Here is a 21,319-nt window from a genome sequence, read left to right on the forward strand (position 1 = left end):
GCCATCAGAATCATATGCGTCAATTGCAGCTAGATATAGAACCTCAACTCGATGCTCGAATTAGTGATTTTTCGGGCCCGGGATGGGGTCATGTAATTGATGCAGTCCGACAGCTGCATGCAGGCTTAATCAGCCGCTTTTACGTGTATGGCGGAGCTGGAACAGGGAAAAGTCACTTACTCTCTGCCATCTGTGATTCTTATCTGGAAATCGGCAAGACCGCTATACAGGTGTCTTTGCTGGAACTTCTGGATGCGCCTACTGAAGCGATTACTTCTTTGGATCGGTTTGACCTGATCGCACTGGATGATATTGAAGCCATTAGCGGGGTTCCACACTGGCAACGCGCCGTTTTTCACTTGATTAATTATAATGATGAAGGCGGTGGTCAGCTGGTATTTTCCTCCCGTTTTGCGCCCATTGAATTAAAGCTTGAATTACCTGATTTGCAGTCCCGACTCACGCAGGCAGTCAGTGTCCGTGTTCCAAATGGTAGTCTTTATGCGGACCGATTTGCCTTGGTGTCCTCGGTATTGGACCGACGTGGTATTCATCTTGACCCACAGATTTTTGATTATTTGCTGAATCACGGACCACATCAAACTTCCGTGCTTCTACAAACATTAGAACAGATTATTCAATTACTTAAAGGTGAAAAGCTGAAAGTCAGCAATGCTAACCTGCGGCAGATTTATGCATTAATTGATGAATATCGTTAAATTATAAAACATCTTGAGTAATTACTCAGTCTATGCGAAAGTAAGGCAAAATAATTCGCTGTTGCAAGGAAGATGCAACTTTAGAAGAAAAAGAAAGAAATAAAAAATTAAGGAGAAGGGTATGCTCAAGAAGAGCATAGGCATGGCTTTGCTATGTATGGCGGGGCAGGCATATAGTGCAGAAATTATTGTAACTACCACAGAAGACATTGAAAAAGATGACAAGGAATGTTCACTTCGAGAAGCTGTTGAATATGTGAATCGTGGCTTGGCTAAAGAAGGTTATATGGGCTGTGGTGGCGAAAATGCTATTGGCACCATTATCTTAAAAGAAAAAACGACCTATGTTCTGAATAAACATATCCCGATCAAGAAATCAGTGACGATTAAATCTATCGCAGAAGTAGATGGTGAATTTAGTAGTACCGATAAGGTAATGGGGTTATATAACGCTCATATTCAAATGAAAGGGACAGATAATCTCTTCCGTATTAGCAATGATGAAGAGCTGATTCAAGTCAATTTAAAAGAACTCGACCTTGAAGGTTGCGGTAAAAGCAGCTGTGCCGAACAAGGTGGCCTAATTCATAATAAAGGTAAATTGGTGATTGATTACAGCCGCTTATACAAGGGGGCTGCGAGTCAAGGTGGCGCCATTTATAATGTGGGGAAATTTGGCCAGAATCTGATTGCTTTTGCCGAAATAAAAACCAGCCTGATTGAAAATAATCAGGCGCAACAGGGTGGCATACTCTATAGCCAGCTTCCATACTTTCTGGTTTATCAAAGCGTTTTAAAGAATAACCAGACGCTTAATAATAATGCTACCAATATTTATACAGCGGGCCAAGTCGATAATCCTGCCGATATTCAATCCATTAATGCTGAAGTCCTAAGCAGTACCCTGTTAAAAAATAAGGGAGCACTGATCAATGTGATTGATGGGGTGGGAATCAACAACCTGACTATAGTGGATAATACAGGTACAGCACTACGTATTAATGCTCCAAATGGTAAAGCCTACGTGGCGAACAGTATTATTTTAAGAAATGGTACGCAGGATTGTCAGATTGAAACTACGGATAAAAGTACGATTCACAATAACCTGGTAACAGCATCTTGTGGTACAGGTGATGCTGCATATCCAAACCAGATCTGGACAGGTACTCGCTTGTTTGCAGAGACTTCAGATCAAAGTGAAGGTGCCTGTCTAAATTTAAAACAAAATAATGATGCTATTCTATGTCCTTATAGCGTTCCTAAAGATCAGTTTTTGGGCTATCTACGTCCTCGTATCCTGTTGAATTATAATCAGGTCAGTGATTCACCGATTGTAAATAGAGGGACTAGCTACAATAGCAGCAATCCTTCAGTCAGCTGTGAGGCGGCAGACCAACGCGGTGTAGACCGTTTACTGGATAACTTATTTTGTGATCGTGGCGCGATTGAAATTACAGTTCCAACATCTACCAGTCTGGTTGGACAGGATCTTCTAAAAGGAGAGACTGCAAAGTTTTCAATTGAATCTGCTTTAGGAGATAGTGATTTAATTCCTAAAGAGCAATGCAATAACATTATTGGAGAGAATCCAAAGGGTGAGCCTTGGCAAGATGGCTGCTTACAGGTTATCCAAACCAAAACTGTTTCCAAGGGTAAAACAGTCATTGATATTGATGGGAATGTTGTTTATACCCCAGATTCACAATGGCACGGTGCTGATATTTTTGAAATTCAGGTAGTTACTTCATCTACACGATTTAATAAGTCCAAACCTTATCTGGTTTTAAGTACCCAGATTGTACAGGAACCTAAAAATGAAATGAAAGACAAGTCTGTGAAGACCTCGGGTGGGGCATGGGGGATCGCTGGCTTAATAGGCCTGATAGGGTTGATCGGCCTACGTCGCAGATTAAAAGATTAAGGAAAAATCATGAAAAATTATAAAAAAGGACTGCTTGCAGCCATGATTTTATCTGCCATGAGTTTAATGGCAGCCGAAGATAAAACCATATATGTCACTACATTTGCTGACGAGGATGGGGAAAATACCAGTGCCTGTTCCTTGCGTGAAGCCATTAAGACAGCCAAGCTGGATAAATCCTATGGAGGATGTAATGTCGGCCGTACATTGCGTAATGACGGTTCCGCTCCAGATGTCATCCAGCTTGAAGCTGGAGAATACAAACTCAATAGTGAAATTATTGTTGAATCCCATGTCAATATTTTGGGAAAATCACCCTTCAATTATACTCAAAGAAGTCCTATTACCTTTTTATATCCAATACGTGAGGCTTTAATCACCACCATTTCAGGCCAAGGGAAAACCCGCTTATTTAATACGGTTGCTAGCCAAGCCAGCATGGTGGTAAATGGTGTCATCCTGAAAGATGGTTATGCTGCAAAAACCAGTCTGGATAAAGGTAATGGTGGAACATTTTATGTCGCCGGTCCTCTAAGCCTCGTGAATAGTGAAATTGTAAATTCGCGAGCGGCTGCAGAAGGGGGAGCAATTTATGCAGTGGCGATGAATAATGAAAAAATTATCAAGATTCAGGATTCCTTAATTCATCAGAATAAAGCAGCTACATATGGCAGTGTCTTGGCCATGGATTGTGTGGGGAATTTGGGCAGTACAGAGACCAAGCTAGAAATTAGCGCAAGCAGCATTGTCAAAAATGGTTCTACTGATACGGCCAGTATTCTGGACTTTTGTGGTTATGCCAAAGCTGATATTAGTAACTCTACAATTGCAAAAAATACGACCAATGCCACAGGTCATATTTTCCGAATGGCCAATGAAATCAGCCGTCCATTAAGTTCTTTCTTCACTTTTAGTGCCATTAATAACACGATTGTCGAGAATACTGCTCGCTCTACCATCTTTTATGACAATACTGGTAATTCGAGTCTGGCTTATAACGTGTTAGCCTTTAACCAGGGCCTATCTTGTGAATATGCCTTGAATGGTGGAAATCCAAGTAAAGAACAGGGTGTAGATTTATTTACTGCTTATAATGCGATCCATACAAGTGGTTCCTCACGCTGTGTGTTGCCTGAACTGGCAGAAAACAGTGTTTCAACGAATATTGATGTATCTAATAATAAGATCACAGATCTGTTAACTACTTATATCGAACCTTCTGTAAATAACCGTTATTTAGGGATGTATTATCCTATTGATCGACAATCGAATACGGATCTGGTCAATATCGGTACAGAAAGTTGTGAAGAAATTGATCAACGTGGAATTGAGCGGTTGACTAAGGCAACATTGTTATTTAATCCGGACGCAAAAAATTCCTGTGAAATTGGGTCGATCGAAATCCGGAACTTAACTGCAGCAGATATTTCTGGTCTAAAAAATAGTTCTTTAACAGAATTGCTGGATTATTATCAGGAAAATATTGATGATATTAATTCTATTCTGGCCGATAAGAATACAAAACCTGAGGAAATACAGGGCTTAAAGGAAGAGCTAAAAGAATATGAGGATCTTTTAAAATATACCAAGCAATACCAGAAATATCGTGCCATATACGTTAATCCATTTAGTTTGGTCATGCCTCAAGAAACTTTAAATAATACTCAAGTACAAGCAAAAGCATTAAATTCACAAAATTATGAAATTACAGTGCAATCTTTAGGTGTAGGGTCTTTATCTGGATCAGGCAGTTCATTAATTGTTCAAGGTGCGCCGAATGACCCAAATTTAAAATGTGAATGGAAGCCTGACTTAAACCGTATCATGATGTATCGTACTGATGGCAAAGTAACCAGTCTCTCGGATACGGAGTATTGCCGTTATACAATTAAAGACAAGCAGACAGGTGCCAGCAGTACAGGTATTTTGCAGGGCGCATTTGTAAATATTAAACCGATTGTAAAAAATGATGAATATAGAATTAGCGCAGAGAACAATCTGACCGTAACTGTGAATCCATTAGAGAATGACAGCGATGATGGTGATGGTCCACGGATGAATGGCAAGGCTGCTTTCTATCGTGATAAAGATGGTCGTGAGATTCCAATTCGCATTGTCAAGCTTCCTGCCGGAGTAAACCTTTCCGCAGAGCGAGAAGGACCATGCCCAGGAAATTTTGCAGGTGAAACCTGCTATGGTGGAAAATTAACCTTTAGTGTGAAAAATACTTTTAGTCAGTCAGATTATGATATGCAGTATCATGTTTTTGATGCAGATGAGTTGATGTCAGATACAGCAAGAATTAACTTAAAAAATACGGCTAAAAATACCAATACATCATCAAGTGGTGGTGGTTCATTTGGAATTTGGGGATTGTTCGGATTATTAGGTCTGGCAGGATATCGCCGAATTAGAAAATAATTGCAGTATGAAAAAAAGCCTCCAGATGGAGGCTTTTTTTAACTACAATTAATGAGTTTTAGGTTGAGTGAGTTGCTGGTATTTCTGGATATATTCTTCACGGATCGCCAGTCGCTCTTCAGGCGTTGCTTTTTGCATCCGTGCACCTAACTCCTTACGTTCCTGACTGCTCATCATTTGCCAGGTTTCACGCATACGCTGCTTTTCAGCTTCAGGAAGCTGGGTGAACCAATCCATGCGTTGCTGTAAATTAATACGTTGCTGTTCAGGCATTTCTTTTAAGGACTGATAACGTTTAATTAATGCCAGTTGCTCGGAATCAGAAAGTGTATTCCAGGTTTCGTTGACCTGCGTATTGGCATCTTTGGAAAAAATCCAAAAACGTTCAAATCCCGCAAAGCTGGTTTGCAGGAAGCTGAATGCACAAAATGCAATTGCTAATCTTTTAGCTACCATGTGGAACTTTGTCCTCACCTAAAACCATTAACATTTCCAGATCTTCAAGCATCTGTGGAGAGAGTTTGGGTGTAGATACCGCTTGAGTCTGAGGTTCGTTATGGCTGACAATATTCGGTAGCACTACCACGCCAGCAATCGCAGCAGCCAAAGCAAAGCCAGACATTTTTAGAAATGCAAAGCGTGAATGTTGTGCGTCCTGAATATGCTCCAGCACATGATTCATCACCACCGGTTTATCCTTGTGGTGCTGTGCCAGTCCATCAAGTTTGGAAGTTACTTGCTTTAAGAAATCATCTTGCTTCATTCGGATGATCCTCCCAGATATGGATTTAAGTGTGCTAGAGAGGCACGTAGACCTTGAATAGCACGGTGATAATGGGTTTTCACACTGCCTTCTGTACAGTTCATAATTTGCGCTGTAGTTTGAGTATCAAAGCCTTCCCAGGCTCTGAGCATAAATGCTTGCTGCTGACGCACAGGTAATTTGGCAATCGCCTCCTGAATTTCTTCAGCAGTTACTGCCTGATCCAGAAATTCTAAAGGTGAGGGCGTAGATTCATCTACCAGATTGTCAAATTCGACTTCGTCGTCATCGAGGCTGACTTTTTTGAAAAAGGAAAATGGCTGGTTGCGACGTGCTTCTTTACGACGCCAATCCTGTAATTTGTTATTCAGAATCGTATAGAACAGGGGATACCACTCTTCAGTGCTTTTTTCTGCATAAGATTTATGCAAAGAAATAAAAGCTTCCTGAACCAGATCCATTGCGATCCCATGTTGTCCTTGAGTCGCACTTTCCATCATCACCAAAGCACGCCCAGTCACGTCCTGCATGAAATTTTTCAGGCGAGACTCAGCCGTACTCTTTAGAATACTCGCATCTTGTGACTGCAACGGTTTCGGTGATAAATCCATAGAGATGGAAAATCCTGTCATTGGATACCCACCATTATTCCCAAGTTCATGTGCATATAACGTTGGGAATAACGATTTGGTTGACAATAAAACTTATTATTTTTGTAGTGTAATCTATTTTATAAATACACTGACTGGAATTAAAACAATGTAACCTAAATACCGTATTAGATACGTTGACGCACCATCTCAAAGAAACAGATAGAGCCTGCAATCGCAACGTTCAGGGATTCCTGCCCACCTGGTTGGGGAATAGTCACCGCTTCGGCATGTTGCAAGGCATAGTCAGATACGCCTTGACCTTCATTGCCCAGAATCCAGACGCAGGCTTTACGCAAGTCCTTGCTATACAGGCTGCTAGAACGATGTGAGCTGGTGACATATACCGGAATCTTGAATTGCGGTAAAAGGTCTTCCAGTGCGATATTCTCAAAAGTGTGCAAAGAAAAATGTGCACCCATACCCGCACGTAATACCCGTGGTGACCAGAGAGATGCTGAACCCTTGGTACAAATGACCTGATCAATACCGGCAGCTGCTGCTGAACGTAGCAGGGTGCCAACATTGCCGGGATCCTGCACATTTTCAAGGATCAGGGTGTCAGTCGTAAAATCAAGTGCCTGGCTTGAGCTTGGAATATCGACAATCGCCATACAGGCAATCGAAGTGCCTAAGGTACTCAGGTCCTTATAAAGCGATTCACCAATGACAAAAACCACACCGGTATATTTGTTTAAAATAATGTCGAAATCAGGATGCGCTAAAGCATGTTCAGTCGTGAAGATTGAATTGATTTTCTTGTTTTCATGTAACCATGCAAGACACAGGTGCGTGCCTTCAAGCACAGTTTGTCCTTGTTTTTTTCGATAAGAATTCTGTTCAATTAAACCGCGTAAGTGTTTAATTTTAGGATTGTCTTTGGATTCAAGGAAGATAGTTGGCATAAGAAGAAAGTCCACGGCAGTCAATCAAGGATCAACTGCCGTTTAAAAATTAGTGATGGTAGCTGGTCACAAGCTCAACTTCATTTTTTGAGCCAATGATGACAGGAACACGTTGATGCAGATTTGTAGGTTCGATTTCAAGAATACGGACACGACCAGTCGTTGATGCACCGCCAGCCTGTTCCATCAGTATACTCATTGGATTGGCTTCATACATTAAACGTAAACGACCTGCTTTAGTTGGGTCTTTCAAGTCGTATGGGTACATGAAGATCCCGCTACGGCACAGAATACGGTGAATATCGCCGACCATACAAGCGACCCAGCGCATATTAAAATCTTTGGCACGAGGACCTGTTTTACCTGCCAGCAGTTCATCGATATAACGCTGTACAGGCGCTTCCCAGTGACGCTGGTTCGATGCATTGATTGCATATTCTTTAGTATCAGCAGCCACCTGAATCGTTTCAGAAGTCAACAGAAACTCTTGAGTTTCAGGATCGAAAGTGAAGAATACCACACCAGCACCCACAGTAAGTGCCATCATGGTTGATGGGCCATACAGCACATAGCCAGCAGCAACCTGATTGACACCAGCCTGCATGAAGTCTTCTGCCTGCGTTACACTATTTTTTGCAGGAAGAATTGAAAAGATGGTACCCACACACATGTTGATATCAATATTGCTTGAACCATCAAGTGGATCGAACAATACTAGATATTGACCATTTTCCTGAGCTGAAGTGAATTCATCCAGTTCTTCAGACGCTAAACCGCCTACATGTGGATGTACTTTTAATGCATCAATCAGATAATCATTAGAAATCACATCCAGTTTCTTCTGCTCTTCGCCTTGAACATTTTCATGCTGAGCACTACCTAATACACCCGCTAGAGCACCTTTTTGCAGGAGTTGGTCAATACGCTTGCAGGTATTTCCAATTGTTTCAATTACTTGTGCAAGTTCAGGTGTGAGGTTCCCGCTTTGTTGTTGTAGAAATTGGGATAAGGTGCGGTATGACATAAGGGAAAAACTCCAAGACTTATAATCGGGGAAAAAAGATCAAAACGATATACGGCTATATTTTAGAGGAGAACGTTCGAAAAGGACAATTAAACTGAATTATTTGTTGTGATTTTGCCCTTGCAACTCCTGTGGAAAGTGCTATGTTGAATCAAAGGAAAAAATGATCATAGGAGCACAGAGATGACAACATTAAAGTTTGATGCGACTCCAACGCCGAGCGAAGCGATTAATCTCGATGAAATTTCTGAAGACAAGATGAAAGAAGCGTGGAAGGATTACGAAGCAAAACCTGAATATAAAAAATTCAATAAACATGACATGATTGAATCCATGCAAACTGCTGAAGAAGTTGAAGGCAAAGAGTAATTTTATTCTTTGATCTTTCAAATATCTTCCTAATAAAAAAGCACTCAATTGAGTGCTTTTTTATTAATGATGCATTATTTAAATGATCACTTATTTTAGTAGTGGTGGAACAGCTTCGTAGTTGATTTCTACACGGCGGTTTTCTTTCCACGCACTTTCATCATGGCCGGGATTAACTGGCATTTCTTTACCATAGCTCACTGCTTCAAGTTGGCCTGCATTTACACCAGAAGTGATCAGGAAACTTTCTACTGCTTTGGCACGACGTTCACCAAGCGCCATGTTGTATTCACGTGTACCGCGTTCATCTGTATGGCCTGTCAGAGCTACACGAGAATTGGCATTTGCCATCAGGAACTGGGCATGTGCTTGCAGAGTACGGATATCGTCATTGCTCAGTTCACTGCTGTCATAGTCAAAGTGAACCACACGTTTAGCTAAATAAGCCTTATTTTCTGCAGTTACACCTTTAGCAGATGCACCGGCCATATTTTGGGCGCTTAATGCTGCATCTTCACTTAGACCTTCAGTGTTTACAGTGGTGGTGCCACTGGTATCCAGGTTGCCAGTTTGGACTTCAGCTGCTGGTTTACGGCTGGCACAACCAGTCATTACGACTGCAGCTGCAAGTAAAGGAAGTGCAAATAATTTTACTTTGTTCATTCTTCATCTCCATGAAGGTTGATTATGGGGTAAAGCATTTATAAATATTGAACTATTATTTTGGTGCCCAAGCAGGTTCGCGGACTTCACCTGTTTCACTTGGCAAATTCATGCGGAACCGGCCATCAAGAGACATGATAGATAACAATCCACGGTTACCTTCGCGAGTGGCATAGACCACCATCTGACCATTTGGCGAGAAGCTAGGTGATTCATCCAGGCTGGTTGGCGTCAGGATATTGGTCACACCTGAGCTAATATCCTGTACAGCCACTTTATAGTTACTGCCACTTGGACGATGAACCAATGCAAGTTTCTTACCATCTGCACTTAAGGTCGCACGGGCATTAAATGCGCCACGGAAAGTCAGACGTTTGGTACTTTCACTATTGAAATCATAGCGGTAAATCTGCGGAGAGCCGCCACGATCTGAAGTAAAGATAAATGATTTTCCATCCGGCGCATAACGTGCTTCTGTATCAATTGCGCTATCGTTGGTCATGCGTTTTAACTGGCGTGTTTCCAGATTCATCTGATAGATTTCCGGGTTGCCGTGCATAGACGCAGTGAACAGCATGCTCTTGCCATCTGGAGAGAAGCTTGGCGCACCGTTTAAACCACGGAAGCTGGCCAGCTTTTCACGTTGACCAGTTGCCAAATCCTGTACATAGATGGCCGGACGTTTGGTTTCAAAAGATACATATGCAATTTTTTTCGCATCCGGTGTCCAGGCAGGTGACAGGATTGGATCACGCGAAGTCAAAATAGTCTTTGGCTGTTCACCATCCGTATCGGCAATCTGTAAGGTATAACGCTGCTCAGGCGTTGCCGGGTTACGCAAGACATAAGCAATACGGCCAGTGAAATCTCCTGGAATACCGGTTAATGCCTGATAGATCGCATCACTGATCATATGGGCTGCCTGACGGGTACGTGAAGCAGGAACAGTCAGCAACTCATTCAGTAAGTATTGACGTTTTTCGACATCATAGAGTTGATACTGGATGCTATAAGAACCATCCGGATTGGTCTTGGATGAACCGGTCACCACATAAGGTACGCCTGCAGCTGCCCATGCTTCAGCATTTGGCGAATTCAGTTGTGCTGTAGCAGGTAAATTCTTCGAGGCACTGGCAAATTTTCCAGAACGATTCAGGTCATTTTCCACCACAGGATAAATACTCTGATCCTGGCTAAAAGGCACAATGGCAATTTTAGGGGCAGCTTCAGGAGCTTTGGTAATTTCTAGATGCAGTTGGGCCTGAGACTGGGTCGCAGTGACCGCACCCAAAGTGGTCATGATTGCAAGGCAGAGTAGGTGTTTGCGTGTCTTTTCCATCATTCGTTATTTACTCAAATCAACGGAGTTATTTATAAGTGATTGGGCTACATCATCGCATGGATTTATGCGAAATAGACCACGAATTTATCATCAAACTGTTATATCACTATGGAGAGTGATTATTATTTAATCTGTTCCAATTGAAGTTTAACTCAAAAAAACAGCCATAACACTTTTTCTTTATTATGGCTGTTTCTTATTAATGAGCTGTAAAGGTTGAAGTAAAACTTCGTGCTTCACGGCGTGCATCCGGATCTGAAGGCATTGGATAAGGTGCAGCAGCACGTACTGCCGCTTCTACACTGGCTTTCATATCTGGATCACTGGCACTCACCACCACAGAAACCACAGAACCACTATCGCTCAAAGTGACCCGAGCAGTCGCTTTCTGGCCTGAAGAGCCCACAGGGGTATCCCATGCACGTCTGATTTTATTTTCGAAATCACGTTTTGCAGTAGAGGCAATTCGCTTAGATTCCGCTTTTTTCTGTGCAGCTTCTTCAGCAGCCTGTTTGGCTGCAGAGGCTTTGGCATCAGCTTCTGCCTTGGCTTTCGCATCTGCATCTGCTTTAGCCTTTGCCGCAGCGTCAGCTTTACGTTTAGCTTCGGCATCTGCTTTAGCTTTCGCCGCAGCATCAGCTTTATGCTTGGCATCTGCATCCGCTTTGGCCTTCGCTGCCGTATCAGCTTTACGTTTAGCTTCGGCATCTGCTTTAGCTTTCGCCGCAGCGTCAGCTTTATGCTTGGCATCTGCATCTGCATCCGCTTTGGCCTTCGCTGCCGCTTCAGCTTTACGCTTAGCTTCAGCCTCTGCTTTGGCTTTTGCAGCAGCGTCAGCTTTATGTTTAGCATCCGCCTCTGCTTTAGCCTTTGCAGCCGCATCCGCTTTACGTTTAGCTTCGGTATCTGCCTTGGCTTTTGCCGCAGCATCCGCTTTTGCCTTGGCTTGAGCCTCGGCTTTTTGCTTGGCGGCTAAATCAGCCTTTTTCTGCGCTTCAAGTTTGGCTTTTTGCGCAGCATCGGCTTTGCGCTGTGCTTCTACTTCGGCCTTACGCGCTGCTTCAGCTTCAACCTTAGATTTTTGTGCAGCCTCTGCTTTGGCTTTGGCAGCAGCCTGTTTTGCCTGTTCGGCCGCTTCAGCACGTTTTGCAGCTTCGGCTGCTTGTTGGGCAGCCTTGGCTTGAGCAAGCTCTGCTGCTTTTGCTTCTTGCTGAGCTTTTTGAATATCGATCTGTGGGGGTGCTGGTGTAGGCTGCGGTGCCGGAGGTGTCGGTGCAGCTGCTGTTGGCACTACAGGCGCAGGCGCTACACTCGGTTCAGCAGTTTGGGTGATTTCTTCTGCAATATTTTCATGTGCAGTTTCTTCAAACTCGGTTTCTTCACGAGTCACCGGCTTGAGGTCTTCAGGTTTAATTAAGACCGTTTTAATCTGTTTTGGCGGTTCAGGTGGCTTACTCATGCCCAGAAAAAGCAGGCCCACCAAAGCAACTGCATGGATTCCTAGCGTAAACCCAATCGCAATTGCTTTCTTCTGAAACGGTGGTTTCTGATAATTTTTCATACTTTATTCTAATGGCTTGGTCAGTAAACCCACTTGGGACAAACCGGCATCTTGCAGGCTTGACATCAAGGCCATCACATCGCCATAAGGGCGAGTGGTATGACCATTGATCACGACATTGAGGACCTTGTTTTCACTTTCAGCAGTGCTTTGCGCTTCTATCAAAGTCTGCGTCAAAGCCTCTAGGGTGACAGGACCTGTGGTCTGATTTTTATATTCCAGAAAATAAGTACCATCTTCTTTTAAAGTGACAATAGTAGGCGCATCTTTAGATTCAATTGGCAAGCCATTGGCCTGCGGCAAATCGACCTTGATGCCACTGGTAATCATTGGGGCAGTCACCATGAAAATGACCAGAAGTACCAGCATTACATCGATGTAAGGCACTACATTCATGTCACTTTTCAGTGGTTTTTTAATACGCTCGAAGCGTCCTGAACGTTGAATGGCCATTAGTCATTGTCCTGCGTAGCGCCCACAGATTGACGTTGCAGCAGAGCCACCATTTCTTCAGCGAACAGGGCACGGTCAGAGTACAGTGCTTCACCTTTAGATGTGAAATGGTTAAAGGCTAAAACCGCAGGAATTGCAGCAAATAAACCAATCGCCGTTGCAATCAGGGCCTCTGCAATACCAGGTGCGACAGTGGCCAAAGTAACCTGATCGACATCTGCCAGACCAATAAAGGCATTCATGATGCCCCAGACGGTACCAAACAGACCGACATAAGGAGCAACTGAACCAATACTGGCCAGCGCACCCAAGCCTTGTTCCAGATGTCCCTGATCACGACTTAAACCTACACGCAGGATACGTTCGGTTCCTTCAATTGACTGGGCAGTTGGAGCATGGCGTTTTTTAAGTTTAAGGAACTCGCCCAGACCCTGATAGAAGATATCTTCCAGACCAGTACGTTTGGAATTGAGCTGGGCATTGTTATAAAGCGTCTTGAGTTCGGCACCTGACCAGAAAATTTTCTGGAAATGATTATCGTCAGCCTGAGCCTTTTTATAGCTCATGGTTAACTTGGCAATCAGGTACCAGCTGTACAACGAGGCTAACAGGAGAGAAAGCATCACCAGTTGTACGACAGGGCTTGCTTGTAAAATAAGATCTGAGACTTGAAGAGATGATTCTAACTGAGTTGCCATAGCTGTTACGTGTGCCAAATAATTTTTTTAGTCTTGTTCCAATTCTTTATGAATCAGTTCGCGGATTTCATCAGGAAGACGACGTGGTTTCATGTCTGCACTAATACATGCCAACTCGACCTCACCAGATGCAAGCATGATTTCACCACGATAAATATTTTGTTGCAATACAAATGATGAAGCTTTACATGAAATGACACGTGCAGTCACGGTAATCAGGTCATCCATGAGGATTGGACGCATATATTTGACATTGATTTTGTGCACAACAAAGTTATAGTCGGACTGGTGCCAGTAGTGACTCACTCCGGAAGCACGTAGCCATTCAGTACGGGTACGTTCCATATAGCGAATATGGTTAGCGTGGTAGACAATGCCACCCGCATCAGTATCTTCAATATAGACGCGGATATTGAATTCAAAGTGATTCGCCATAGTTTTGTTCCATGCAGATTTTACGAAATTATTGCTTGTTTTTAGAGGCTGGAGCAGGCTTAGAATTTGCCTTATTCATTCCAAAAGTCAAGCAATTTAGCGCGTCAAAGTTTAGCACTGTGAGCTTTGAGACCAATGGCACAAGATGTCAAATCTGGATGGAGTAGGAGCTAAGCTAGTACGGAACGGCCAATTGCTTATTAATACGGCGAAGTAAAAGCATGAATGAGACCAGTCACTCATGCTTGAGGAACTAAGAATCAGCTTTTGTTATTTTGCTTCCAGCTCGCTTGTACCTGATCAGCCACTTTTGGATAATCCAGAATAAAGCGGACATGACTTTCTACGCCGGTTTTTAAAGTCGCATCATCGACTATAAAATTCGGGTTATGGTTCGGTGCTGCTTTGGCTGGGTCCTGATCGGCTGGCGTTGCACCGACGAAGACAAACAATGAGGGCATCAGCTTGCCATAATAAGCGAAGTCTTCACTGGCGCTAGCATTGTTATCGAGCAGATGCAGTTTATTTTCACCATTTACCTTAGCCAGAGTCGGACGCATCAATTCGGTCAAGGTTTTATCATTAGTGGTAACAGGCGCATAGGGTGCAATTTCTACTTTGACTTTGACGTCATTGGCTGCGGCATTATGTTCCAGCATTTTCGGCAAGTCTTTTAAAATACCTTGACGCACATCTTCACTATTAGAACGAATCGTACCGACCATATTCACCTGATTAGGAATCACATTTCCCGTGGTACCACCCTGAATACTTCCAATACTGACCACGCCCATGCCTTTGGTTAGATCTGCTTTGCGGCTCACCAGACTTTGTAAATTATTAATCATCTGTGCAGAAGCATAGATAGGATCGCGACCCGCCCAAGGCATTGAACCGTGTACTTGATGGCCATCTACCTGAATACGTAAATGATCCGCACTATTGAGAATCGCACCATCTTTATAGAAAATATTGCCGCTTGGCATACCCGCCATCACATGCATCCCGAAAATGACTTCAGGCTGAGGATTCTTGAGGGCGCCATCAGCCAGCATTTTACGTGAGCCGATCTGATCGCCTTGGCTAAAGTTATCTATATCTGCACCGCCTTCTTCAGCAGGCTGGAATACAAAAACCACGGTTCCGGCAATCTTATCTTTATTAGCAGCGAGCACTTTGGCTGCGCCTAATAGCATTGCAGTATGCGCATCATGACCGCAGGCATGCATCACATAAGTTTCCTTACCTTGATAAATGCCTTTCTGCTTACTGGCAAAAGGTATGGCTGCCGTTTCCTGAATCGGCAAGGCATCCATATCTGCACGTAATGCCATGACTGGGCCAGGTTTTGAGCCTTTTAGCACACCGATTACACCTGTTTTGGCATAACCTTTACGTACTTCAATACCATAGGACTTTAATTCTTTTTGTACTAACTCTGAGGTTTTGAATTCCATATTGCCCAGTTCAGGATACTGGTGAATATGCTGGCGCAGTTTGATGGTATGTGCTTCAGCTGCTTTAACTGAATCGTCTACCCAATCTGCTAAAGCCAATTGACTACAGAATAAAAGAGGGAGACAAAGTGAAAGCGTCTTATGCATGTTCATATCAGGGAGAACCTTAAAAATCTGAATAGAGTTAAAGTGATGCCTGAGCATTACATAATGCACTACATTTGACCAAAACCCTCTGAGTATGGGTTTCATACCTTTTTGGTATATTCATTTTTAGTACTTGCTGATAAAGGGAATTTTACAGAGGTGGATATTGTAAAATTATGTAATTATAAAAATCTAACAGTCTATTTTATTTAAAAAATTCAAAATAATAGGGAATTGTTGAAGGGAATTTATATCTGATTTAAAAATCTCTCATTATCTAAGTTTCAACTATTCCTCTAAGTTAAATACTATTTTGGCATTAAAGTTGCTTTGGTTATTTCATAATTATTATTGATAGAATTTTAAAAGAAATAGCCTAAGTATTTACTTAAAGGGCAATAATTATATAGCAAAATAAACTACTTAATAATAAAGTTTTGAGTTTGTGCTTTTGGAGCTAATTGATTGCAGTAGTCAATTAGCTCTTTTTCTTTATGATAAAAAATGGCTAAGCCAAAAAAATTTTATCTTTACTTTGGCTCAGGGGGCGTCATGCCAAACTGTAAATAAGCCATATTGGTCGCAATACGACCGCGCGCAGTACGCATCACATAACCTTGCTGAATCAGATAAGGCTCAATCACATCTTCCAGAGTACCTGAATCTTCTGCCATTGCTGCTGCCAAAGCTTCTACACCCGCCGGTCCGCCATCAAAGCGTTCCAATAACATCGACAGGTAACGACGGTCAAGCGTATCCAGGCCATCTTTATCCACGTTCAACATATCTAATGCACGTTGAGCCATTTCCTGAGTGACTTCACCTGTGCCTTTGACTTGAGCATAGTCACGTACACGACGTAATAAACGATTGGCAATACGCGGTGTACCACGTGAACGACGTGCAATTTCTTTTGCGCCATCTTCGGTCATTGGCACATCCATCAGACTCGCAGAACGTTTCACAATATGAGTGAGGTCATCAACCGAATAGAATTCCAGACGCTGCACGATCCCGAAACGGTCACGTAGTGGAGAGGTGAGTAGACCAGCACGTGTGGTTGCAGCAACCAAGGTAAATGGTGGTAAGTCCAGTTTAATCGAACGGGCAGCAGGACCTTCACCAATCATGATATCCAGCTGGTAGTCTTCCATTGCGGGATAAAGGATTTCTTCAATCACAGGTGACAGGCGGTGAATCTCGTCAATAAACAGGACATCGCCTTCTTCGAGATTAGTCAGCATTGCCGCCAGATCACCCGCACGTTCTAGTACTGGGCCAGAAGTCGATTTCAGGTTACCACCCATTTCACGAGCAATAATATTTGCTAACGTTGTTTTACCCAGACCTGGAGGTCCAAAGATCAAAGTATGATCGAGAGCTTCAGCACGGCCACGAGCAGCGCCAATAAAGATTTCCATTTGCTCACGCACCACGGGCTGACCGATATAGTCATCGAGGGAAGCCGGGCGGATGGCACGATCAAAATGATCTTCGGGTTTTTCAGAACCACTGATGAGACGGTCTTGCATATCTATTAACTTAATCTCTTTATTGAAGCTGTTTGATGCTGCAGAAACAGCCTCAAATAATGATTTGTGTTTAACTGCCATTGTGTAGGCGTTGTCTTACTTTTGAAAGATCAAAAGTAACAAAAATCTTTTGTTGAGTTGAAGGTACTTCCTGTACCTCAACTCAACCGGCGACATCCATGTCGCCAAAGCTCGAGCAAATTTTGGATTGAAAATTTGCTCATAGGTAAATTACTTATTTATTCATCGACTTTAATGCAGCACGGATGATGTCACTGGCTTCGGTAAACTCACCTTTGGCTGCATTCACCAGTTTTTGCGCTTCAGCCGGTTTATAACCGAGAGACTGTAATGCTGCTTCAGCTTCAGCTACGGCTGAATTGCCCATAAACTGAATTTGTGGAGCTGTCGAATTGCTTGGAGCAGTGCCCGCAGACATGGCTTTAAAGCGGTCGCGCAGTTCAATCATCAAACGTTCAGCCGTTTTCTTGCCGACACCTGGAACTTTAACCAAGGTATTTACATCTTCATTTTCAACAGTATGGATCAGCATCTCCACACTTAAAGTTGAGAGAATGCCGAGTGCCATTTTTGGGCCAACGCCGTTCACTTTTAATAAAGTGCGGAAAATGGTTTTTTCTTGAGCATTTAAAAAACCATACAGTAATTGTGCATCTTCACGTACAGCCAGATGCGTCCACAGGGTAATTTTCTGGCCTTTTTGCAACTGGCAAAAAGTAGTGAGTGGTGTATCAATTTCATAACCCACACCATTTACATTTAATAAAACAGTTGGTGCTTCAAGCGCCAGCACTTCACCAATCAGGCATCCAATCATCTTTTATCATTACTCAATTCAGTTTTGCAGCATAGTAGTCAGCATTTTCAGGAAAGGCAAAATCTCCTTCTGCAAAACAGGTGATTTTGCTGCAATAAGCATCTAATCCAGCCAGATATTTTATAACAATCCAGCTTTATTACCCTGCAATTCCTGCGACAGGTTATAAGCCTGATGATCCGAGAATTTCGAGATAATATCCAGCACCTGCATGATATTGTCATAATGGCTGTCTTTAAAATTCGCCCCTGAACGTTGCAGAATCGACATTAAACGCTGTTCTTTGAAGCTCAAGTTTTTATGCGGTGTGGTCAGCGGAATAAAGGCATCCAGAATATTTTGCAGACTTTGATGGGCAATGATTTCTAAGCCTGCTTTTTGTGGATGTTCAAAAATCTTGTCTCGTGCCAGTTCTTTGGCGCGATTAATACCACTTTCAATATCTGATGAACAGTATTGCAATAAAGTGCCTTGTAACTGGCCAGACAGAATCTGGTCATGATGGCGTGCAAAAGCAGTCGTCACTTCATTCACCAGACGTTTCATCACACGGCCACGCAGGGCAGCAATTTTCTGTTGCCAGGTCGTGTCAGGCATACCAATCTCGGAAGGCGTGCCATAATCTCCGAGCAGATTTAAAAATACCGGTTCCACTTCAGCATAGCTGAGCATGTTCAAGCTGATGCCATCTTCTAGATCAATGAGGGCATAACAAATATCATCAGCTGCTTCGAGTAAGTAAGTCAGTGGATGACGACAATATCGATACTCGCCGAGCTGGATCAATCCAAGCTCTTCCGCGATCTGCTTTAAAATCTCTTTTTCTGCCTGATAGCAGCCAAACTTGGCACGGCTACTGGCAGGTAAATCTACCTGCGATGCCATGGTTTTTGACAGCCACGGATATTTTAAATAAGCACCCAAAGTGGCATAGGTCAGGCGCATGCCGCCATCATTTGGATGATAGTCAATCTTGGTTAGAAGCCGCAGGCCTTGGGCATTGCCTTCAAACTGACGTACATCTGCTTCCTGTTCAGGACTTAAATCTTTTAAGAAGTCAGTATGTGATACATCATCAAACCATTCGCGGATCGCATATTCACCGGCATGGCCAAAAGGCGGGTTGCCAATATCATGGGCCAGACAAGCGGCTTGAATGATGGCGCCCACATCCGCTGGAGACACCCAGGGTGGAAGCTGGTCTTTAATTTTCTCTGCGGCCAACATCCCTAGCGAGCGGCCAATACAGGAGACTTCCAGTGAATGCGTCAGGCGCGTATGAATACCATCGTGCTGGGTTAAAGGATGCACCTGGGTTTTACGGTTGAGCTGCCGGAAGCTCTGGGAAAAAATAATACGGTCATAATCTTTGTGGAACGGGCTACGGGCCAGTTCTGTACTCTGCTTTTTACTACCAATCCGAACTGTCGAAAGCAGTTCCAACCAACGCATTTGAGTCATTTATCATTATTCAGTTCTCTACTTTCTGCATCATGCCAAAAAAGAGCGTAAAGCACTAGGGCAGTGCGACATGAAATGTCATTTTGAATTAGCTTAGCTGAAATACAGCGAAAGATTGTCAATTTGGTGACAGGATTGAGCCAACAATTTCAGGCAAATTACCACGATAATAAAATCAATTTGTAGACCAAATATGACCACAGCACAAATTACTCAACCAAATATTTTACTCATCGTCGCTGATGATCTGGGCTTTTCTGATCTGGGTGCATTTGGTGGAGAGATCCAGACACCACATTTAGATGCAATTGCCCTGGAAGGATTACGCCTGACTAACTTTCATACCGCATCGACCTGTTCACCCACCCGTTCCATGCTACAGACCATCATCTGGCAGGATTGGGTTCCATGGCCGAAACCATACGACCTGAACAGAAAGGCCAACCGGGTTATGAGGGGTATTTAAATGATCAGGTTGCGGCTCTACCGGAACTGTTACATGATGCAGGCTATTACACCATCATGTCTGGAAAATGGCATCTGGGCTTAACTCCAGACCGTTTTCCGGCACGCCGTGGTTTTGAAAAGTCATTTACCTTGCTCCCGGGTGCAGCCAATCACTATGCGTTTGAACCCGATATTCCAGAAGAAGAAATTCCGGGCCTGTTGAAAGTAACTCGGGGGCTCTATGCAGAAAATGATGAATACATTACTGCATTGCCGGAAGACTTCTATAGTTCAGACTATTTTACAGATCGCTTGCTGGATTATCTGCAAGATGATGAGAGTCGTGCAGAACGCCCATTCTTTGCGTATTTGCCATTTTCAGCACCACACTGGCCTTTGCAAGCCCATCCGGAAGTATTGCCAAATACAAAGGCGTATATGATGAAGGTCCTGAAGTATTACGTCAGAAGCGTTTAGCCAAAATCAAAGAGCTCGGTTTAGTAGGTGAAGATGCTACGATTCATCCAGTATTGGCGAAAACTAAATTCTGGAACAGCTTAACGGATGAAGAAAAGCAGTTCTCGGCGCGTACCATGGAAGTCTACGCAGCAATGGTCGATCGTTTAGATCAAAATGTTGGTCGTGTGATTAAGCATTTAAAAGAGACTGATCAATACGACAATACCATTATTATTTTTCTTTCGGATAATGGGGCAGAAGGCGCTCAACTAGAAGTATTACCAGTCTTTGGTCCTGATATTGAGACCGTAATTGCCAAATATTATGACAATCGTCTGGACAATATTGGTAAAGGTAATTCTTATGTCTGGTACGGTGAGCATTGGGCACAGGCGGCCACAGCGCCATCTCGACTTTATAAAGCGCATACAAGTGAAGGTGGAATTCGTACACCTGCATTCATCAAGCATCAGGGCTTCGCACGCCAAAATGGCATCAGTCATGAATTTTTAACGGTGATGGATCTACTGCCGACTTTACTGGAAACACTGAATATCCAGCATCCGGGACAGCAATATAAAGGTCGTGAACTGGTGCCATTACGGGGTAAAAGCATTTTGCCGTATTTGCAGCAACAGCAGGCCCATATTCATGCTGAAGACCATGTCACGGGTTGGGAGCTGTTTGGACAAAAAGCCTTACGTAAAGGGGATTGGAAGGCTTTATTTATTCCCGCACCGAATGGCCCAAACAAGTGGCAACTCTATAACCTGGCAGAAGATGGCGGTAAAACAGAAGATCTGGCAGAGCGTTATCCAGAAAAATTACAGGAGCTATTGGCAGACTGGAAAGTTTATGTACGAGAAAATGGTGTGGTAGAAATTGAAGGTGGGGGAATTTTATTAAATAACCCGAATCGCGGATAAGAAATTGACTTGAAAAATAAGAGGACTAGAGCCATCAGTTGAGTTACCACACCAAACTCACAACTCTAGTCCTGATGTTCAATAGTACCGAATTATTCTGCGTAATTGATGATTTTTTTCTTAAATTT

The 21,319-nt window shown here is 43.1% G+C and carries 19 protein-coding genes and 1 pseudogene; 5 read left to right on the forward strand and 15 right to left on the reverse strand.

Going from position 1 to position 21,319, the window contains the following annotated elements; all coding sequences use genetic code 11:
* Positions 1–14: 14 nt before the first annotated feature.
* From hda to FTV31_RS01865, 3 genes are all read left to right on the forward strand, one after another.
* A complete protein-coding gene (hda, locus tag FTV31_RS01855; protein WP_159124042.1) occupies positions 15–719 on the forward strand; it encodes a DnaA regulatory inactivator Hda in 705 nt (234 codons plus the stop codon).
* A 121-nt stretch (positions 720–840) separates the two neighbouring features.
* Complete coding sequence (gene rbtA / locus FTV31_RS01860; RefSeq protein WP_180012797.1) at positions 841–2,640, forward strand: rhombotarget A; 1,800 nt, start codon at positions 841–843, stop codon at positions 2,638–2,640.
* Positions 2,641–2,649: 9 nt separating this feature from the next.
* Positions 2,650–5,061, forward strand: coding sequence for a CSLREA domain-containing protein (locus tag FTV31_RS01865; RefSeq protein WP_180012798.1), 2,412 nt, complete (start codon positions 2,650–2,652; stop codon positions 5,059–5,061).
* Between the two features lie 48 nt (positions 5,062–5,109).
* On the opposite strand, the gene FTV31_RS01870 is transcribed toward FTV31_RS01865, so the two are convergent.
* From FTV31_RS01870 to FTV31_RS01890, 5 genes are all read right to left on the reverse strand, one after another.
* Positions 5,110–5,517, reverse strand: a complete 408-nt coding sequence (locus FTV31_RS01870; RefSeq protein ID WP_180012799.1) for a DUF3106 domain-containing protein — start codon at positions 5,515–5,517, stop codon at positions 5,110–5,112.
* A complete protein-coding gene (locus FTV31_RS01875) occupies positions 5,507–5,824 on the reverse strand; it encodes a hypothetical protein (RefSeq protein ID WP_004784617.1) in 318 nt (105 codons plus the stop codon). Before FTV31_RS01875 ends, FTV31_RS01870 begins: the two co-directional genes overlap by 11 nt.
* A complete protein-coding gene (locus FTV31_RS01880) occupies positions 5,821–6,435 on the reverse strand; it encodes an RNA polymerase sigma factor (RefSeq protein WP_180012800.1) in 615 nt (204 codons plus the stop codon). Before FTV31_RS01880 ends, FTV31_RS01875 begins: the two co-directional genes overlap by 4 nt.
* A gap of 167 nt (positions 6,436–6,602) precedes the next feature.
* Complete coding sequence (locus tag FTV31_RS01885) at positions 6,603–7,379, reverse strand: RNA methyltransferase (RefSeq protein ID WP_180012801.1); 777 nt, start codon at positions 7,377–7,379, stop codon at positions 6,603–6,605.
* 49 nt (positions 7,380–7,428) lie between these two features.
* Positions 7,429–8,403, reverse strand: a complete 975-nt coding sequence (locus FTV31_RS01890; protein WP_180012802.1) for a class 1 fructose-bisphosphatase — start codon at positions 8,401–8,403, stop codon at positions 7,429–7,431.
* 183 nt (positions 8,404–8,586) lie between these two features.
* On the opposite strand from FTV31_RS01890, the gene FTV31_RS01895 reads away from it, so the two are divergent.
* Entirely contained in the window at positions 8,587–8,772 is a 186-nt protein-coding gene (locus FTV31_RS01895; protein ID WP_004784609.1) for an NF038105 family protein, read from the forward strand.
* Between the two features lie 90 nt (positions 8,773–8,862).
* Here FTV31_RS01895 and pal read toward each other — a convergent pair whose 3' ends face one another.
* From pal to FTV31_RS01945, 10 genes are all read right to left on the reverse strand, one after another.
* The gene (pal, locus tag FTV31_RS01900; RefSeq protein WP_159124033.1) at positions 8,863–9,435 is read right to left on the reverse strand and encodes a peptidoglycan-associated lipoprotein Pal; all 573 of its coding nucleotides are present in this window, start codon (positions 9,433–9,435) and stop codon (positions 8,863–8,865) included.
* Between the two features lie 55 nt (positions 9,436–9,490).
* Entirely contained in the window at positions 9,491–10,774 is a 1,284-nt protein-coding gene (tolB, locus tag FTV31_RS01905; protein WP_180012808.1) for a Tol-Pal system beta propeller repeat protein TolB, read from the reverse strand.
* Between the two features lie 202 nt (positions 10,775–10,976).
* The gene (tolA, locus tag FTV31_RS01910; protein WP_180012803.1) at positions 10,977–12,338 is read right to left on the reverse strand and encodes a cell envelope integrity protein TolA; all 1,362 of its coding nucleotides are present in this window, start codon (positions 12,336–12,338) and stop codon (positions 10,977–10,979) included.
* A 3-nt stretch (positions 12,339–12,341) separates the two neighbouring features.
* Entirely contained in the window at positions 12,342–12,791 is a 450-nt protein-coding gene (gene tolR / locus FTV31_RS01915; RefSeq protein WP_159124030.1) for a protein TolR, read from the reverse strand.
* A complete protein-coding gene (gene tolQ / locus FTV31_RS01920) occupies positions 12,791–13,489 on the reverse strand; it encodes a protein TolQ (protein WP_179992679.1) in 699 nt (232 codons plus the stop codon). The genes tolR and tolQ overlap by 1 nt, the downstream gene beginning before the upstream one ends.
* A 27-nt stretch (positions 13,490–13,516) precedes the next feature.
* Positions 13,517–13,924, reverse strand: coding sequence for a tol-pal system-associated acyl-CoA thioesterase (ybgC, locus tag FTV31_RS01925; RefSeq protein ID WP_034170923.1), 408 nt, complete (start codon positions 13,922–13,924; stop codon positions 13,517–13,519).
* 260 nt (positions 13,925–14,184) lie between these two features.
* The gene (locus FTV31_RS01930; RefSeq protein WP_373686972.1) at positions 14,185–15,534 is read right to left on the reverse strand and encodes an amidohydrolase; all 1,350 of its coding nucleotides are present in this window, start codon (positions 15,532–15,534) and stop codon (positions 14,185–14,187) included.
* Positions 15,535–16,058: 524 nt separating this feature from the next.
* Positions 16,059–17,060: a Holliday junction branch migration DNA helicase RuvB gene (gene ruvB, locus FTV31_RS01935; RefSeq protein WP_180012804.1), complete on the reverse strand. Its 1,002-nt coding sequence runs from the start codon at positions 17,058–17,060 to the stop codon at positions 16,059–16,061.
* Positions 17,061–17,295: 235 nt separating this feature from the next.
* The gene (gene ruvA, locus FTV31_RS01940) at positions 17,296–17,898 is read right to left on the reverse strand and encodes a Holliday junction branch migration protein RuvA (protein ID WP_168406939.1); all 603 of its coding nucleotides are present in this window, start codon (positions 17,896–17,898) and stop codon (positions 17,296–17,298) included.
* 120 nt (positions 17,899–18,018) lie between these two features.
* A complete protein-coding gene (locus FTV31_RS01945; RefSeq protein WP_166138742.1) occupies positions 18,019–19,359 on the reverse strand; it encodes a deoxyguanosinetriphosphate triphosphohydrolase in 1,341 nt (446 codons plus the stop codon).
* A 193-nt stretch (positions 19,360–19,552) separates the two neighbouring features.
* On the opposite strand from FTV31_RS01945, the pseudogene FTV31_RS01950 reads away from it, so the two are divergent.
* Positions 19,553–21,191 (forward strand): annotated as a pseudogene (locus tag FTV31_RS01950) (arylsulfatase).
* The last annotated feature ends 128 nt before the right edge of the window (positions 21,192–21,319 follow it).

This window comes from Acinetobacter sp. YH16031 (assembly GCF_013417335.1).
Lineage (GTDB): Bacteria > Pseudomonadota > Gammaproteobacteria > Pseudomonadales > Moraxellaceae > Acinetobacter.

Coding starts and splice junctions, on each gene's coding strand:
- FTV31_RS01875 (WP_004784617.1), bottom strand. CDS start 5,824: ATGAAGCAAGATGATTTCTTAAAGCAAGTAACTTCCAAACTTGATGGA.
- tolB (WP_180012808.1), bottom strand. CDS start 10,774: ATGGAAAAGACACGCAAACACCTACTCTGCCTTGCAATCATGACCACT.
- FTV31_RS01890 (WP_180012802.1), bottom strand. CDS start 8,403: ATGTCATACCGCACCTTATCCCAATTTCTACAACAACAAAGCGGGAAC.
- ruvB (WP_180012804.1), bottom strand. CDS start 17,060: ATGCAAGACCGTCTCATCAGTGGTTCTGAAAAACCCGAAGATCATTTT.
- FTV31_RS01945 (WP_166138742.1), bottom strand. CDS start 19,359: ATGACTCAAATGCGTTGGTTGGAACTGCTTTCGACAGTTCGGATTGGT.
- FTV31_RS01870 (WP_180012799.1), bottom strand. CDS start 5,517: ATGGTAGCTAAAAGATTAGCAATTGCATTTTGTGCATTCAGCTTCCTG.
- FTV31_RS01880 (WP_180012800.1), bottom strand. CDS start 6,435: ATGGATTTATCACCGAAACCGTTGCAGTCACAAGATGCGAGTATTCTA.
- FTV31_RS01895 (WP_004784609.1), top strand. CDS start 8,587: ATGACAACATTAAAGTTTGATGCGACTCCAACGCCGAGCGAAGCGATT.
- ruvA (WP_168406939.1), bottom strand. CDS start 17,898: ATGATTGGATGCCTGATTGGTGAAGTGCTGGCGCTTGAAGCACCAACT.
- tolA (WP_180012803.1), bottom strand. CDS start 12,338: ATGAAAAATTATCAGAAACCACCGTTTCAGAAGAAAGCAATTGCGATT.
- FTV31_RS01930 (WP_373686972.1), bottom strand. CDS start 15,534: ATGAACATGCATAAGACGCTTTCACTTTGTCTCCCTCTTTTATTCTGT.
- FTV31_RS01885 (WP_180012801.1), bottom strand. CDS start 7,379: ATGCCAACTATCTTCCTTGAATCCAAAGACAATCCTAAAATTAAACAC.
- hda (WP_159124042.1), top strand. CDS start 15: ATGCGTCAATTGCAGCTAGATATAGAACCTCAACTCGATGCTCGAATT.
- tolQ (WP_179992679.1), bottom strand. CDS start 13,489: ATGGCAACTCAGTTAGAATCATCTCTTCAAGTCTCAGATCTTATTTTA.
- tolR (WP_159124030.1), bottom strand. CDS start 12,791: ATGGCCATTCAACGTTCAGGACGCTTCGAGCGTATTAAAAAACCACTG.
- rbtA (WP_180012797.1), top strand. CDS start 841: ATGCTCAAGAAGAGCATAGGCATGGCTTTGCTATGTATGGCGGGGCAG.
- ybgC (WP_034170923.1), bottom strand. CDS start 13,924: ATGGCGAATCACTTTGAATTCAATATCCGCGTCTATATTGAAGATACT.
- pal (WP_159124033.1), bottom strand. CDS start 9,435: ATGAACAAAGTAAAATTATTTGCACTTCCTTTACTTGCAGCTGCAGTC.
- FTV31_RS01865 (WP_180012798.1), top strand. CDS start 2,650: ATGAAAAATTATAAAAAAGGACTGCTTGCAGCCATGATTTTATCTGCC.